Origin of the sequence: Acidovorax sp. SUPP950 (assembly GCF_030158935.1) — a bacterium.
Lineage (GTDB): Bacteria > Pseudomonadota > Gammaproteobacteria > Burkholderiales > Burkholderiaceae_C > Paracidovorax.
On the sequence record NZ_BQXE01000002.1, the window covers coordinates 105,741 to 120,635 of the forward strand.

Annotated in this window: 11 protein-coding genes and 1 pseudogene; 5 read left to right on the forward strand and 7 right to left on the reverse strand. The window is 70.1% G+C overall.

Features of this window, described 5'->3' with window-relative positions; translation table 11 throughout:
- The first annotated feature begins 12 nt into the window (after window positions 1–12).
- Complete coding sequence (locus AVME950_RS09750) at window positions 13–1,905, forward strand: hypothetical protein (RefSeq protein ID WP_284429671.1); 1,893 nt, start codon at window positions 13–15, stop codon at window positions 1,903–1,905.
- 4 nt (window positions 1,906–1,909) lie between these two features.
- The gene (locus tag AVME950_RS09755; RefSeq protein WP_284429672.1) at window positions 1,910–4,468 is read left to right on the forward strand and encodes a hypothetical protein; all 2,559 of its coding nucleotides are present in this window, start codon (window positions 1,910–1,912) and stop codon (window positions 4,466–4,468) included.
- 24 nt (window positions 4,469–4,492) lie between these two features.
- Here the strand turns inward: AVME950_RS09755 and AVME950_RS09760 are convergent, their stop codons facing one another.
- The 5 genes from AVME950_RS09760 to AVME950_RS09780 form a co-directional block, all read right to left on the reverse strand.
- On the reverse strand, window positions 4,493–5,716 hold the full coding sequence (locus AVME950_RS09760) for a M48 family metallopeptidase (RefSeq protein WP_284429673.1): 1,224 nt from the start codon (window positions 5,714–5,716) through the stop codon (window positions 4,493–4,495).
- A gap of 28 nt (window positions 5,717–5,744) precedes the next feature.
- Window positions 5,745–6,977, reverse strand: coding sequence for a YjgN family protein (locus AVME950_RS09765; RefSeq protein ID WP_372588280.1), 1,233 nt, complete (start codon window positions 6,975–6,977; stop codon window positions 5,745–5,747).
- Window positions 6,978–7,136: 159 nt separating this feature from the next.
- Window positions 7,137–7,958, reverse strand: coding sequence for an RNA pseudouridine synthase (locus tag AVME950_RS09770; protein WP_284413923.1), 822 nt, complete (start codon window positions 7,956–7,958; stop codon window positions 7,137–7,139).
- Entirely contained in the window at window positions 7,951–9,645 is a 1,695-nt protein-coding gene (locus AVME950_RS09775) for an MBL fold metallo-hydrolase (RefSeq protein WP_284429675.1), read from the reverse strand. Before AVME950_RS09775 ends, AVME950_RS09770 begins: the two co-directional genes overlap by 8 nt.
- A 104-nt stretch (window positions 9,646–9,749) precedes the next feature.
- The gene (locus tag AVME950_RS09780; RefSeq protein ID WP_284429676.1) at window positions 9,750–11,024 is read right to left on the reverse strand and encodes a flavin-dependent oxidoreductase; all 1,275 of its coding nucleotides are present in this window, start codon (window positions 11,022–11,024) and stop codon (window positions 9,750–9,752) included.
- A 59-nt stretch (window positions 11,025–11,083) separates the two neighbouring features.
- Here AVME950_RS09780 and AVME950_RS09785 point away from each other — a divergent pair, with 59 nt between their 5' ends.
- Together AVME950_RS09785 and AVME950_RS09790 are read left to right on the forward strand one after the other, a co-directional pair.
- The gene (locus AVME950_RS09785) at window positions 11,084–11,650 is read left to right on the forward strand and encodes a MarR family winged helix-turn-helix transcriptional regulator (RefSeq protein ID WP_284429677.1); all 567 of its coding nucleotides are present in this window, start codon (window positions 11,084–11,086) and stop codon (window positions 11,648–11,650) included.
- Between the two features lie 99 nt (window positions 11,651–11,749).
- Window positions 11,750–12,733 (forward strand): Bug family tripartite tricarboxylate transporter substrate binding protein, encoded by a 984-nt coding sequence (locus AVME950_RS09790; protein ID WP_284425388.1) that lies wholly within the window; start codon window positions 11,750–11,752, stop codon window positions 12,731–12,733.
- A 27-nt stretch (window positions 12,734–12,760) separates the two neighbouring features.
- On the opposite strand, the gene dkgB is transcribed toward AVME950_RS09790, so the two are convergent.
- Both dkgB and AVME950_RS09800 read right to left on the reverse strand, forming a co-directional pair.
- Window positions 12,761–13,585, reverse strand: a complete 825-nt coding sequence (dkgB, locus tag AVME950_RS09795) for a 2,5-didehydrogluconate reductase DkgB (RefSeq protein WP_284429678.1) — start codon at window positions 13,583–13,585, stop codon at window positions 12,761–12,763.
- Between the two features lie 146 nt (window positions 13,586–13,731).
- Window positions 13,732–13,865, reverse strand: a pseudogene (locus tag AVME950_RS09800) (MFS transporter); the annotation flags it as partial.
- A 115-nt stretch (window positions 13,866–13,980) separates the two neighbouring features.
- Here AVME950_RS09800 and AVME950_RS09805 point away from each other — a divergent pair.
- A complete protein-coding gene (locus AVME950_RS09805) occupies window positions 13,981–14,871 on the forward strand; it encodes a LysR substrate-binding domain-containing protein (protein WP_284429679.1) in 891 nt (296 codons plus the stop codon).
- Window positions 14,872–14,895 lie beyond the last annotated feature (24 nt).

Here is a 14,895-nt window from a genome sequence, read left to right on the forward strand (position 1 = left end):
GAGGACGCCGCCATGGGCTTGCAGCTATTCCATTTCGTGTACGACACGTTGATGCAGAAGGCCAACGACAACGCGCCTGACAACAGCCTTTTCCTGCCGGTCGCGCTGTCCGGCATGACGGATGGGAGCGGCAACAAGTATCTGCCGCTGAAGGGCAATCAATGGAACCTGGACAACATCGGCGGCGCGCAGGACATCTCGGCCGACATGGCCACGTCCTGGTTCCAGGCCCTGTTTCCGCTGATCGGCCAGCTGAGCCTGCAGACCAACCCCACGCCCCCCGTCACGCAGCAGATGGTCGATGACGCCAAGGCCGCCGTGACCTACATCATGTCGCAGCACCTGAACGTGATTCCGTATCCCGGCGTGGGGCCGGATCTGGACGTGAGCAGCATCGAGATCCAGGGGCTGGCGAACATCCAGGTCAGTGGAGAGCCCCCGGCGGTCACCACCAGCAACGCCGGCTATACCGCTGAGATCACGCTGAACCTCAATGCCTACGCCTCCACGGGGCAGGACTGGAACCAGCCGCTGGCGCTGGCAGGCCCTGAAAAGGGAACGGACAGCACGACCAGCCCCCCCACTGCCTTCGACGGGCTGGGGTTCACGCTCAAGCAGTGCCTGTGCTTCGTCGACAAGCAGATGAACGTCGTCGCCCCGCCGCCGACACTGGGGCTCACGCTGTCGTCCGACCATGCGAACGGCTTCGAGTGCCTGGCCACGGGCATCGCGCTGCTGACCCTGTCGAACGCGAAGGTGGTTTCGGGAACGACCGTCGCCGTGGACGGCACCGGCAACAGCGCGGCGCTGCAGATCGACCTGAACACCGTCCAGCTCGTCGCGGTGCAAGGCACCACGCCCACGTTCACGCTGCAGAACCTGCAGTACCAGAGCATCTCGCCGGTGCCCTTTCCCGCCTACATCAACACCAGCGTCTTCTATGCGCCGTGGAGCCAGTTCTTCAAGCAGGTGCTGTCCACCGGGGATGCGGCCCAACTGCTGAGCACCCAGGTCAACAACGCGCTGATGGACTCGGGCAACCGGACCCAGGTTGGGAAGCTGCTCAACCAGCAGCTGAAGAACGCCTTCGACGACATCTTCGGCAGTACCCAAGTGGCAGGCAGCACCGTGGACACGGATGCGAACGCGGTGGACAAATACCTGTTCGACCGGGCGCGCGGCGCGCTCAACGACCCGAGCAGCTACGTCTATCTGCCGACCCTGGTGCTGGGATCGACATCGCCGGTACTGGAGCCCTACACCGCCGTCAACCTGAGCATTCCCGGCCCCTTCAAGACGTCGATCATGGGGCAGAACATCGCGCTGTCGGACATCGTGCTCCAGAGCCTGGCGGTCCAGGGGCTGTCGAACGTGGTGGCGCCTCCGAACAATATCGTCTTTGGGGGCGATCCCACCAATCCGCAGGCCAGCGCCACGCTGCTGCTGGGCACCATGAACCCCGGGCCGACGGTGAAAGTGAAGGGTGCCCCCCGCACGGTGCCCTCGCCGCCGGCCACGGCCAGCACCCCCTTCACCCTGAACGTGCAGGTCAACCAGAACGCCCCCATCCCGCTGAGCGGCACCCTGAACCTCAGCCTCCAGAACAACAGCAACACGCTGGGCATCCAGACTGCGCTGACCGCGTCGGGCGATACGCCGGACGACCTGGAGCTGACCTACAGCCAGATCCGGCTGGTGGCGGGCGACCAGGATGTGCTGCTCACCATCTCGCTGCCGGACGACGAGAGTGCCTATGCGATGTTCATCAATGCATTCCTCAGCCAGCCGCAGTTGATCGAGCAGGTGGTGTCGGCGCTGAACGACGCTATTGCCGACAACCTCCAGCAGATCAGCGACGCGGCGACCCAGTTCGCCCGCTCGGCCTTGAAGAACCTGGGGCAGTGACGCCATGAGCAACGACATCTACACCACCCTCCAGGGCGTCCTGAAGACCGACGCGGCCAGCAAGGTCCTGCAACTGGCCCAAACCCAGTTTCCCGGCCCGATCCAGACGGCGCTCGGCTACTACCTGAACGGCATCACGCTGCAGCTCGGCCCGTCCGCCAGCCTGGCGGTCGATCCTTCCAGCAAGCAATTGCAGCTGCAGGCGCAGCTCGACGGCGCCGATCTCGATCTGCAGGCGACCCCGAGCGGCGCCACGCTGACGCTCACCAGCAAGCAGTACACCGATGCGCAGGTGGTGCTGACGTTCAGCCGGGGCGACAGCGGCGTGGAAATGGTGCTGAGCGCCACCATGGGCGCGAGCCTGCAATGGCCGCTGCAAAGCCTGTGGCCTGCGGAACTGGACTGGACGCCGGCCAACCAGATCGCCTTTTCCCAGGGGCAGTTGACGCTGAGTTACGCCACGGGCCCGTCCATCCAGTTCAACGGGCAAGGCAGCCTGCTGTACTCCGACCAGCCCTTCATGAATGCCGCGCTCAGCGTGCAGCGCACCGACCAGGGCGCGGGCGTCATGTTCGGCGCGGTGGTCCAGCAGTGGTCGCCGGGGTCGCTGTGGACGCCCCTGTCGGCACTGACCTTTAACGACAGCGGGGTGGTGGTGTCCACCATCACGGGCCAGTCCGGCAGCCTGGCCTCGCTCGGCCTGCTGAGCGCGGACGATGTGCCCGCGATCGCGGCCGATTTCGATATCGCCCCCGGCTTCGTGCTGTTTTCGTCGTTGCAACTCACCGACTCCCTGAAGGCGATCGCCAACTTCATGGGCGACGTGTCGCAGCTGGCCTTGTTCGCCACCTATGCCAAGGACGGCGGCGACAAGACGCTCAAGGCGGTGCTGAAGAACACGTTCAGTGCCCAGGGCAACGGGGTGTTCGAGTTCGACGGCTTCAAGCTCGAATGGGAAGACCCGGGCCAGGGCAGCAGCAGCGCGAGCGCCAGTGCGTCCGGTGTCTTCCGGCCCGATGCCAGCACCGAGATCGCGCTGGGCCTGACGGGCAGCATCGTTCCGTCGCAGGGAGATCTGAGCATCACCCTCACGTTGCAGAACTGGAATCAGCCCTTTGGCCTGCAGACCGTGGACATCGTCGAGCTGCAGGGCACGGTGACGGTGGGTGCCGAGGCCGCCGGCGTGACGCTGAGCGCGGGCGGTGACCTCAAGCTGCAGAACCCCAAAGCGCCGCAGTACGAGTTCGACGTGGGTTTCGAAGTGGAGGTGGTGGATTTCGAGGTGCCCAACGGCATCGCGGTCTGGACGCAGGCCGACCAGCAGCCGATGCAGCTGTCCAATGTGTTCAACGCCGCCTTCGCGCTCGACTTCTCCCCGCAGACGCTGGACAACGACCACGAGCCCGAGATCGCCGACGTGGTGCGCTTTCTCGACGAGATCATCAGCATCAAGCAGTTCACCTTCTGGTTCGTGGAAGGGGCGCAGCTGCAGAAGATCGGCGACCGAGGCCCGTTCCCGGCCGGCTTCGGGCTGCAGGCCGAGTTCAGCCTGCTGGACCAGGACGATGTGCAGGTGACGGCCACGCTGGCTGAGTCGGCCGATGCCAAGGCCGGCTTTTCCGGCTACATCCTGGTGCAGAAAGCGATTGCCTGGGGCAGTGTGTTTGCGCTGTCCGGCTGGGACCCCACCACCAGCAAGCCGAACGGCCAGGGTCCGATGCTGGCGATCGCCGCCACGCCGGATGGCATCGTGGTGCCGCAGATCAATGGCGGCAATCCGGTGCGCTTCTATTCGTCGCTGTACCTGAAGTTCCTGGACGTGGTGGAAGACCACCTCTACGCACTCGCCACCACCGACAACCAGTTCCAGCTGGACTATGCGGTGCAGAACGGCCAGCCGACGGGGGGCTGCGGCGCGTGGGCCGGCGACCGCATCACGTTCATGCTCAATCCGAAGGCCAAGCAGCTCAGCGCTTCGTTCGGCTTCAACTTCGGCTGGCACGACATCGAGTGGGACGGCATCACCCTCTGGGGCGTGACGCTGGTGCCCAAAATCCAGCTGCCCGATTTCAGCGTGGCGGCCGGCCTGGGCTTCTCGGCCTCGATGCAGGCGCTGGTGGTGACCGGGTATTTCGACTTCAGCCTGTTCGGGCTCGACCTGCACCTGGGCGACGAGGCCAGCCCCTACACCCTGCTGAACGTGAACGTGGCCGGCGTCATCGCCCAGCTCAAGGACGTGGCGGGCCACCTGCTCACCGCGTTGAAGCAGGAGGCCTCGGCCCTGATCCAGGCGGTGCTGTCCGGCCTGAGCAGCTTCGTGGCCTGGGTCAAGGACCAGTGGCGCAACTTCGTCAACGGCCTGCAGCTCGTCGGCCAGATCCTGCAGGACCAGTTCAAGCAACTGGGCAAGGACCTCGCCTCGGTGCTGCAAAGCCTCGGCGCCCTGGCGGCCGAAGTGCAGCAGGCCATGGTCGCGCTGGGCTATGAGCTGGAGAAGGTGGCGGACTGGCTGGGCGACCTGTTCGGTTGCCCGATCAGCCACGGGTCCAATGCGCTGCCTTGAGGACGGCTGAGGCCGCCGCCCGGCTCAGCGGGCGCAGTGCGGTGCCCGGCCCTCGCGCAGCTCGGTCGCGCGCTGCACGGTGCCCGGGTGGCTGCTCAGCAGCGACAGCAGGCCCTCGCCGCCGGGCTCGACGCCCGGTGAGCGTTGTTTGGGCGGATCGCTCTGGCCCTTGCTTTCCTGGGGCTTGCCCGCCGGGGCGCCGGGGTGCTTCTTTTCCTCGTCGTGCGCAATGGCCAGCAGCAGGTCGGCCATGGGCGCGGTGGGCAGGCGGGCCTGGCCCATGAGCGCGATGGCGTAGCAGTCGGCCTCGCGCTCGTGGTCGCGGCTGTAGGCCAGGCCGGTGAGCAGCGCGCCGCCGGTGGACAGCAGGCCCGACACATCCCCCAAGGCCAGTCCCAGGCCGATGTTGAGCACGCCTTGCTCGACCACGGTGCGCGTGGTGTGGCGGTGCACGACATGGCCGATTTCGTGCGCGAGCACGCCGACCAGCGCGTCGTCGCTCAGGCCGTTCTTCGCGGCCGCCTGGGCCAGCCCGTCGGTCATCACCACGCGCCCGCCGGGCAAGGCGAAGGCGTTGGCGCCCATGCCCTGGCGGAACTCCAGCTGCAGGCGCGGGGTGTAGCCGCCGTAGCGCGGCGGCAGGGTGCGCGCCTGCGCCGCCAGCGCATCGAAGCGCTCGCGCAACTGGGTCTGGCGCGCCGCGGGCAGGGTGCTGGCCTTGAGCGTGCCGTGGTCCATCTGCTGCATGGCGCGGTCCGCCAATGCGGCCTCCCAGGCGATCGGCACGTGGCGCGTGAGCTGCGTGGCGGCCCAGGGCGTGCCGTAGCGGTAGAACAGCACCAGCGCGAGCACCGAGGCCAGCACGGTGGCGGCCAGCACGGTCCATCGGGTCTGCATGCGCTGCGCGATGCCGGGGCGGTGGCCGGCCGAGTGCATGGCGGCCTGCCAGGCGCTGACCGCCTCGATCTCCAGGCTGCCGTGGTCGCGCAGGTCCACCACGATGCGCGGTGTGGGGCGGTTCTCGCTCCAGGCCTCGGGCCAATCGACCTCGCGAAAGCCGAACACGCGGGGCGGGGCGCCGGGGGCGAGGGGGTGCAGCGTGAGCGTGGGCCCGCGCGCGCCGGCCGACAGGCCCACGAGCGCTGGCTGCGCCTTGCTGCTGCGCCCGTCGTACCAGCGCGCGGGCACCAGCGCCGGCGCCCCAGGGTGGGGGGGCGAAGCGGCCGGGGGCACGGAAGGGGCGGCCATGCGGTCGCGGTGCGGCAACGGCGAAGCGTCAGCCGATCAGGTCGAGGCCGGCCGCGTCGGCCAGCGCATCGCCCACGCCGCCCTGCTGCTGGCGCACGAGCTGCCCGGCCACCTGGTCCACGCCGCCCTTGATGTGCAGGGTGACCGATTCGAGCTTCATGCGGTATTCGCTCACGCGGGCAAACGGGCGGTAGAACCCGAGCGTGACCACGGTGAGCAGGATGTTCTTGAGCCGCAGCCCCACGTAGCGGCCCGCGCGCAGGTCGCACTTGAAGCGGGCCATGTGGCTCACGCCGATGTTGTTCCACATGAGCTGGAACATGCGCGCTTCGCGGAAGGCGCGCGCGGGGGCCGATGCGAGCAGGAACACCACGAAGAACAGAATGAAGCCCAGCACGATGAACACGAACAGCCACATCCCCATGCGCTGCGTGGAGTTGGCCAGCAGCGCCCACGAGCCCTTCAGCGCCGCGGCGATGACGGCGCCCAGCACGGCCGACGACAGGAGGAACACCAGCACGGTGGCGACCCAGACCTTGACGAAGTCCACGTACTCCGGCTTCCAGCGGCCGGGCTCGGCGCCGATCTGCGAGCGCAGCACGAGCAGGCTGCGGTAGTTGTATTCGAGGCGGATGAAGCACAGCACGATGAGCACCAGGCCCACGGCCAGCAGCCCCCACATGGGCCCCGTCACCTTCGGCAGCTTGCGCCCGCCGGCCGGCAACTGCGCCTCGGGCGCCAGGGCCTGCAGACCGAAGAACACCGCCAGGCCCACCAGGGCGATGGCGAACACCGGCCAGCTGGCCTGGTAGACCTCGCGCCAGTTGGCGTTGAACTGCAGGCGCAGCCCCTTCCAGCGCGTGTTGGCCAGGCGAAAGCGCATGGCGCTGCCCCAGATCAGCGGGGCGAGGAGGGCGCCGCCGATCAGGAACAGGCCCACGGTGGCGTCCTGCCCCGTGCGCACGGCGATCTGGTAGGCGGCGGTGAGGCCCAGCAGCACGACGAAGCCGAAGACCATGCGGCGCTGCTGCGCGGTGAATTCGAGGGGGCTGCCGGCGACCAGGGTGTGGCCGTAGAAGTACTGCGCGGTGCGCCGGCGGGCCCAGGGCGTGTACAGGCCGAGCGTGAGGATGCCCAGCAGCACGTTCACGATCCACACCCGGAAGTATTCGCCCCCGCTGCCGGTGAAGACCAAGGCATGCGGTTCGATGCCGTGCGATGTGAAGGTGGAAGACACCCTGTCTGCGGGTGGTGGGGTCATGTCCATGGGCTGCTCTCCTCGGTGCCGCGGAGTGTAGCGCAGCCCCTGGGGCATCGGTGGCCTGTCCATCGGCCTGTAGCGCAATACCAAATTGCGGTGGCAGCTACTGATTTTGTAGCGTTTGCGGTGGCGCTGCGCGCGGCGGGGCGCCCGCCGGCGTCAGAACTTTTCCCACGGCTGCAGGTAGCGCCACTGGCCCTCGGGCACCTTGGCCAGCGGCACGCGGCCCAGGCGGATGCGCTTGATGGCCACGACCGACAGGCCCACGGCCTCGCACATGGCCGGGATCTGCCCGGGGCGGATGCCCTTGAGCGCAAAGCGCAGGCGCGTCTCGTTCTGCCAGCTCACCTTGATGGGCGGCAGCGGTCGGCCGTTGAAGCTCAGGCCGTGGCAGAGCTTTTTCAGGCCGCTGTCGGACAGCGTGCCCTGCACCTCGACGATGCATTCCTGCTCCAGCGATTCGATGTCCTCGGCCAGCTTGCGGGCGATGCGCGCATCCTGCGTGTAGACGACCAGGCCGCTCGCGGGCGTGGGCAGCGGGGTGAAGCATTCGAGCGCCCGGAAGTGCCGCTGCAGCACGCGCGTGCCGCTGGCGTCGTCGGCCGCGTGCGAGGCCGCGCCGAGCAGGGTGAGCGCCGAGGGCTCGCCCTGGCTGCGGCTGCCGTGGCTTCCATGGCGGCCTGGGCCTGCCGGCGCCGCGCCGACCGGGCCCTGCGGTGTGCCCGGGCCGCCCAGTCCCGCTTCGTAGCCCACGGGCTTGTGCAGCAGCAGGGTCACCGGGGTCAGCTCCATCAGGTTGGCGTCCTGGTCCATGGCCACCGCCTGGTGCGGCGAGACGCGGGCGCCGGGCGCCTCGACCACGCGGCCGTCCACGCGGACCCAGCCGCCCTCGATGTATTGCTCGGCCGTGCTGCGCGAGCAGCCCAGTTGTTCGGCCACGCGCTTGGCAAGGCGGATGTGTTCGCGGTTGGGATCAGACATGGCCGGGCTCCAGGGAAAGGTTCAGTGCGCGGATGCGCTCGACATGGGCCAGCAGCGAGCGCCGGGCCACCGGCCACATGCGCTCGGGCACATCGCCGTAGGCGTGGCGCACCCAGTCGTCCGGGCTGCCATCGGGAAAGGCCCGCATCGCGGCCAGCACCTTGGCCTCGCGCGCCAGGCGGTGGGCCTTGAGGCCGGCGATGGCGCCGCGCGCATCGCCCAGCACGTAGCCGTGCGCGGGCAGGATGAACTGCACGCCGTGCCGCTCGCACAGCGCATCGAGCCGGTCGAGCGAATCGAGGTAGTCGGCCATGTTGCCGTCCGGCGGGTCCACCACCGTGGTGCTGCCGTTCAGGATGTGGTCGCCGCTGAAAAGCAGGCTGTCTTCGACCAGCAGCAGGCACAGGTGGTTGGCCGCGTGGCCGGGGGTGTGCACCACCTCCAGCGTGTGCGTGACTTCGCCCTCGGGCGACGGGCCGGCCAGCACGAGCCGCTCGCCCTGCGCCAGTGCGCGCTCGGGCACGAAGTGGCTGGCCGCGCGCGCGGTGGGCGCCGACGGCAGGCCCAGGATGGGCGGCGCCGCGCGGCCATGGGCGGCCACCCGGGCCTGCAGCGGCAGCGCGCCGGGGGAATGGTCGGGGTGCGAATGCGTGCACACGATCATGCGGATGTCGCCGCCGGCCGCGCGCCACAGGCGCTCCAGGTGCTCGGCATCCTGCGGGCCGGGGTCGATGGCGATGAACCCCGTGGCCGGGTCGCCCACCAGGTAGCTGTTGGTGCCGGGGCCGGTCATCACGCCGGGGTTGGGCGCGGTCAGGCGCTGCACATTGCGCAGCAGCGGCACCGGGCGGTCGCTCTGCCAGTCGAGCGGGTGCACGATCTGGCCGTCGGGGCACACCAGCGCCAGTTCGCCAAAGGGCGGCTCGTGCTCCATGTGGCGCGACTCCCGGCCCGCCAGCAGCCCGGCGCGCGGGCAGCTGGTCCACAGCGGCGCCTCGTGCGCCACGGCGGCCAGCACGGCGTCCACACCGTCGAACCGCGCCAGGCGCTCCAGCGTGCGGATGGTGGGGTAGATCATGAAGAAGCGCCCTGCGGCATGGCGCTCCAGCGCGTCGGCCGGGCGCACCCACACCGGCTCGAACTGCTCGGCCTCGTCGGCCACGGGTTCCTGGCCCTCGGGCATGCGCGCCACGAGAAAGGGCACGTCGAAGCGGCGCGGAAGGTCGCGGTCGGCCGTCCAGTGGGCGAGCAGGAACACGGCATCGGCAGCCAGCCGCAGCCCGCGCGCCTGGCACTGCGCCACGAACGGCGCGTGGCGGTCGAGCGCGGCGATGTCAGCGGCACCGGCGAAGCGGCCATCGGCATGGCGCGCCAGCAGCACGCCCAGTTCCTCGAAGCTCTCGCGGATGGCGGCGATGGCCTGGGTCACGCGCAGGTCGTTCTGCGTGGCGCGCCGGTCCGCGGCGGCGTGCGAGGCGGGCGCGGCGTCCAGCGCGTCGATGCCGCCGCCCGGGAACACGTAGGCGTCGGGCGCGAAGCTGGCGTTGGGCGAGCGGCGCGTCATCAGCACTTCGAGCCCGGTGCCGCCGCCGGCTGCCGGCGCGTCGCGCAGCAGCAGCACGGTGGCCGCGGCGCGCGTGGCCACCGGTTCGCGGTGGGGATGGAGTTGTTGGGAGGTGCGGGGCATCGGGCGATTATCGGCAGTGGGCGCCGGGGCGCCGCCCGCCCGCGCCCCGTTGGGGAGCTAGACGGCCGATTGCTATAAAAATAATAGCATTATGCCCTAGTCAATCATGTGCTGGAGGCCGATTTTGCTTCGACCTGCCGGTGGCCGGCCGCGGCCTTGTATTCCTGCACCCAGCGCGCCAGCACGGCCGGGTCCATCACGTCCGCGATGCGCGCGAAGCCCTCGGGGGCGCGTTCTTCCACCATGTCGAGGATGGCGTCCAGGCCCTCCTGCCGGTTCAGGGCCACGATGCGGGCGGTGGCGGGGCGGCGCGCGGCCTCGTAGTGTTCCAGCGCGGCGACGGGGTCGGGCTGCCCGTGCAGCGCATCGGCCAGCGCGCGGGCGTCCAGGATGGCCTGCGTGGCGCCGTTGGAGCCGATGGGGTACATGGGGTGCGCGGCATCGCCCAGCAAGGTGACGCGGCCGTGGCGCCAGCGGGGCAGGGGGTCGCGGTCCACCATGGGCCACTCCAGGATCTGCGTGGCCGCACGGATCACGCCGGGCACGTCCAGCCAGTCGAAGCGCCACGCGCCGAAGGTGGGCAGCAGGTCGTCCACCGCGCCGGGCCGGCTCCAGTCGGCGCGGTCGGGCGCCCGGAGCCCGCCGCCGAAGCCGTCCTCGCGCAGGCGGCGGTCGGCCACCCAGTTGATGAGCTGCGTGCCGTCCGCCGCGGGCGGCGCGATCGGGTAGACCACGAACTTCGCCCGGCGGTGGCCGGCCTGCACCATGGTGCGCCCGTCCAGGAAAGGCCGCGCGACCGTGGTGCCGCGCCACATCATCATGCCGTTCCAGCACGGCGCGCCTTCATCGGGGAAAAACTGGCGCCGCAGCGCCGAATGGATGCCGTCCGCGCCGATCAGCAGGTCGCAGGGCAGCGCCTCGGTGCGGCCATCGGCATGGGCGATGTGGGCGGTGGCGCCGGCGTCGTCCTGCGTGCTGCCGGTGATGCGGGCGCCGCTGCGCATCGCCGCCGCGCCGAGGCGCCGCGCCGCCTCGTCCCACAGGAACATCTGCAGCTGCCCGCGATGCACGCTCAACTGCGGATGGCTGTAGCCCGCGGCCACGCCGCGCCGGTCTTCGTAGATCGGCTGGCCGTGGCGGTTGGCGAAGACCAGCGCCGCGGTCTCCACCCCCATCGTGCGCAGCGCGGGCAGCAGCCCCAGGCCATCGAGCACCGCCACGGCGTGCGGCAGCAGGTTGATGCCGACGCCGAGCGGCTTCAGGTGCGCGGACGCCTCGCACACGGTGATGCGGTGGCCTTGCGCCGCCAGGGCCAGCGCGGCCGTGAGGCCGCCGATGCCGCCGCCGGCGACGACGATGTGGAGCGGTGCAGAGGGCATGGTGTGTCTCCGGGTTGTCCTGCTTGACGCCGTGCGATGGCGCGGCCTATTGTTGCGCCATGCAACAAAAATCGGCACGCGCGAAAACCCTGCCCTCCCATGCGCCGGCCAAGCCTGCGGCGCCGGCGCGCGCCCCGGATGCGCCCGAGGGCGAACTGCGCCCCCTGCCGGGCCTGGACTACGGCGTGCTCGACCAGCTCATGGGCTATGCGCTGCGGCGCGCGCAGAACGCGCTGTACCTGCACTTTCAGCGGGCCGTCGCCGCGCAGGCCGACGTGAGCCCGCAGCGCTTCGCCGCGCTCGTGCTGGTGGCGGGCAACCCGGGTCTGCGCCAGGGCGTGCTGGCCGATGCGATGGGGCTGCACCGCAGCGGCGGCATGCGCCTGGTGGACTGGTTGCACGCCCAGGGCTGGGTGCGCCGCGCCGCCGATCCGCTGGATGGCCGGGGCTGGACCCTGCACCCCACGCCCGCGGGCCGCGCCGCGCTGCAGCGGCTGAGCGAGGCGGTGCTGGCGCACGATGCGGCGCTGGTGCAGGCGGTGGGCGAGGGCGGCGGGCAACTGCATCCGCTGCTGGAGCGCCTGGCAACGGCGGCGGCAGCGGCGTCGTCCGCGCCCCTCCCTTGATCCCCGCCCCCCCCTGATGGCCCCATGGTTCCGGCCGGCGCGGCCGTCTGGCATGCTTTCCGGCCTTGCCCCAACAGAACCCACACAAGGAGACAACGCATGACGAAGATGAACCGACGCCAGGCCGGCCTGGCGCTGGCAGGGCTGGCCGCCGCTGGCCTGGGAGCGCCCGCACGGGCGCAGCAGGGCGTGCCCCGCATCCTGGTGGGGTTTCCCGCCGGGGGATCGATCGACGTGGTGGCCCGCCGCCTGGCCGAGCAGTGGCGTGGCCGCACCGGCACCACCACGGTGGTCGAGCAGAAGGTGGGCGCGGGCGGGCGCATTGCCCTGGCCACGCTCAAGGACGCGCCGCCCGATGGGCTCACCCTGGTGCTCAGCCCCTCGTCCATGCTGACCATCTACCCGCACGTCTACAAGCGCCTGCAGTACCGGCCGGCCACGGACTTCATCGCCGTGACGCCGGTGGCCCTGTCCACCTGCGGCTTCATGGTCGGGCCGAAGGTGCCCGAGTCGGTCAAGACCCTGCGCCAGTTCGCCGACTGGACGAAGGCGCGGACCGAGCCCGAGGGCTACGCCTCGCCCGCGGCCGGTGCCATGCCGCACTTTCTGGGCACCCAGTTCGCCCGCGCGGCCGGCATCCAGCTCACGCACGTGCCCTACCGTGGCGCGGCCCCGGGCCTGCAGGACCTGATGGGCGGGCAGGTCGCCTCCGGCTGCTTCAGCGTGGGCGACTGCCTGCCGCATCTGCCCACCGGCCGGGTGCGCGTGCTGGGCGTGACCGACACGCGGCGCTCGCGCTTCCTGCCCGATGTCGCCACGTTCGAAGAGCAGGGCTTCGCCGGCATCCACGGCGTGGAAAGCTATGGGCTGTACCTGCCCGCCAAGACGCCCGCCGCGCAGGTCGACCGGCTGCTGGCGCTGGCGCAGCAGGCGATCCGCGATCCGGCCGTGGTGGAGTCGCTGGCCAAGCTGGGCTTCGAGCCCGTCAGCAGCACCCCCGAAGAGTTCGCGCGGCAACTGGCGCAGGAGCGCGAGCGCTGGGCACCCGTGGTGGCGGCGTCGGGCTTTTCGTCCGAGGAATAGCCGCCGCCGGGCACGGGGCGGGCCGGGTCAGTCCCAGGCCGGTGCCAGGCCTTGCGGATCGACCAGCCGGCCGCCGCGCTCCAGTGCGGCGATGCGCTGCATCTGCCCGTCCGTCAGGCGCAGCTGCGGTGCTTTCAGATTGCTTTGCAGGTGAGCGTGCTGCGTGGACAAGGGAATCACCGCATGGCCCAGTTGCATGGCCCAGGCGAGGGCCACCTGCGCCGGCGTGGCCGCCAGTTCCGCCGCGATGGCCTGGATCACCGGGTCCTGCAGCACCTGGCCGTAGGCCAGCGTCATGTACGACGTGGTGTGGATGCCCTGGCTGCGCGCGAAGTCCACCACCGCGCGGTTCTGCAGGTAGGGGTGCAGCTCGATCTGGTGCGTGGCGATGCGGTCCGCGCCCACGGCAGCGATGGCTTCGCGCAGCAGGGGGATGTTGAAGTTCGATACGCCGAAGGCCCGCGTCAGTCCCTGCGCCTGGGCCTCGGCCAGTGCGCCCAGCGACTCTCCCACCGGCACCGCGCCGCCGGGCGACGGCCAGTGGATCAGCGTGAGGTCCACCCGGTCGGTGCGCAGCCTGGCGAGGCTTTCCTTCAGGCTGGGAGCGAGCCGGTCGGCCGCCAGGTGGTCGGTCCAGACCTTGGTGGTGATGAACAGTTCGTCGCGCGGCACGCCGCTCTCGGCGATGGCCTGGCCGACCTCGGACTCGTTGCCGTAGATCTGCGCGGTGTCGATGTGGCGGTAGCCCAGCGCCAGCGCGGTTTTCACCGAGTCGATGACGATCTGGTCCTTCAGGCGGAAGGTGCCCAGGCCGAAGGCAGGCACGGTGGGGGAGGCAACGGGTGTGGTCATGAAAGTCTCCGATGGAAATGAAGGGGTGAACGGAAAAAGGTTGGCCATGCAAAGCGGCCAGATCAATGGACTGCGACGGCCGGATTGCCCGTGCGCACCGCGAAGCGGCTGCGGCGGTCCAGCACCGCGCTGTAGTGCGTGAGGGGCAGCGACACCAGCAGGCCGGCCGAGGGCAGGCCGATGGAAACATCCGCCGCCGCCGTGGGCAGCAGGCTGACGATCACGAAGTCGCTCCGATGGCGAAAGCGCTGAGCGTCAGCGCGAACAAGGCAATGGGCATGGAAGCACTCCTGAAGATGCGCCGAGTCTGCGGGTTTATCCTTTGCAGAAACACCCGGTTTCACTCCACAGATACTTGCCCTGGAATCAACAATGAAACGGCCGGACCACGCACCATGAAGACCACGCTCGAAGAACTCCAGGCCTTTGCCGCCGTGGTGGACGGTGGCTCCATCACGGCCGCCGCCGAGCACCTGGGCCAGACCGTCTCCGGCATCAGCCGGGCGCTGGCGCGGCTGGAGAAGAAGCTCGAGACCACCCTGCTGCGCCGCACCACGCGCCGCATCGAACTCACCGAAGAGGGGCAGGCCTTCCTGGCCCGCACCCGCGCGATCCTCGCCGCGCTGGACGACGCCGAGGAGCACATGGCCGCACGCCGGCTCCAGCCCGCCGGCCGACTGCGCGTGAACGCCGCCACGCCGTTCATGCTGCACGCCGTCGTTCCGCTGGTGCCCGAGTTCTGCCGCGCCTACCCGCAGATCACGCTGGAGCTGGACACCGACGAGCTGAACATCGACCTGCTGGCGCGCCGCACCGACGTTGCGATCCGCATCGGCCCGCTGCGCGACTCCACGCTGCACGCCCGGCCGCTGGCCACGAGCCGCATCCGGGTACTGGCGAGTCCGGCCTATTTGGCCGAACACGGCCGGCCCAGGACCGCGGCGGCCCTCGGCCGCCACACGCTGCTGGGTTTTTCACAGGTCGAATCGCTCAACCGCTGGCCGCTGCGCGGCGCGCATGGCGACGAATGGGCCATTGCACCAGACATCACCGCCTCCAGCGGCGAAACGCTGCGCCAGCTGGCATTGCGGGGTGCGGGCATCGTGTGCCTGTCCGACTTCATGACCGCCGCCGACCGCGACCGGGGCGATCTGGTGCAGGTCCTGGCGAAGGACACGGCCGACGTGCGCCAGCCGATCAGCGCGGTGTACTACCGCAACACACAGCTGGCCGTGCGCATCGCGTGCTTTCTGGATTTTCTGCAGGCGCGGCTGAAGGCGTTCTGAGGGGGGGCGGGCGATTCAGGCGCG

Coding starts and splice junctions, on each gene's coding strand:
- AVME950_RS09750 (WP_284429671.1), top strand. CDS start 13: ATGGGCTTGCAGCTATTCCATTTCGTGTACGACACGTTGATGCAGAAG.
- AVME950_RS09755 (WP_284429672.1), top strand. CDS start 1,910: ATGAGCAACGACATCTACACCACCCTCCAGGGCGTCCTGAAGACCGAC.
- AVME950_RS09760 (WP_284429673.1), bottom strand. CDS start 5,716: ATGGCCGCCCCTTCCGTGCCCCCGGCCGCTTCGCCCCCCCACCCTGGG.
- AVME950_RS09765 (WP_372588280.1), bottom strand. CDS start 6,977: ATGACCCCACCACCCGCAGACAGGGTGTCTTCCACCTTCACATCGCAC.
- AVME950_RS09770 (WP_284413923.1), bottom strand. CDS start 7,958: ATGTCTGATCCCAACCGCGAACACATCCGCCTTGCCAAGCGCGTGGCC.
- AVME950_RS09775 (WP_284429675.1), bottom strand. CDS start 9,645: ATGCCCCGCACCTCCCAACAACTCCATCCCCACCGCGAACCGGTGGCC.
- AVME950_RS09780 (WP_284429676.1), bottom strand. CDS start 11,024: ATGCCCTCTGCACCGCTCCACATCGTCGTCGCCGGCGGCGGCATCGGC.
- AVME950_RS09785 (WP_284429677.1), top strand. CDS start 11,084: ATGCAACAAAAATCGGCACGCGCGAAAACCCTGCCCTCCCATGCGCCG.
- AVME950_RS09790 (WP_284425388.1), top strand. CDS start 11,750: ATGACGAAGATGAACCGACGCCAGGCCGGCCTGGCGCTGGCAGGGCTG.
- dkgB (WP_284429678.1), bottom strand. CDS start 13,585: ATGACCACACCCGTTGCCTCCCCCACCGTGCCTGCCTTCGGCCTGGGC.
- AVME950_RS09805 (WP_284429679.1), top strand. CDS start 13,981: ATGAAGACCACGCTCGAAGAACTCCAGGCCTTTGCCGCCGTGGTGGAC.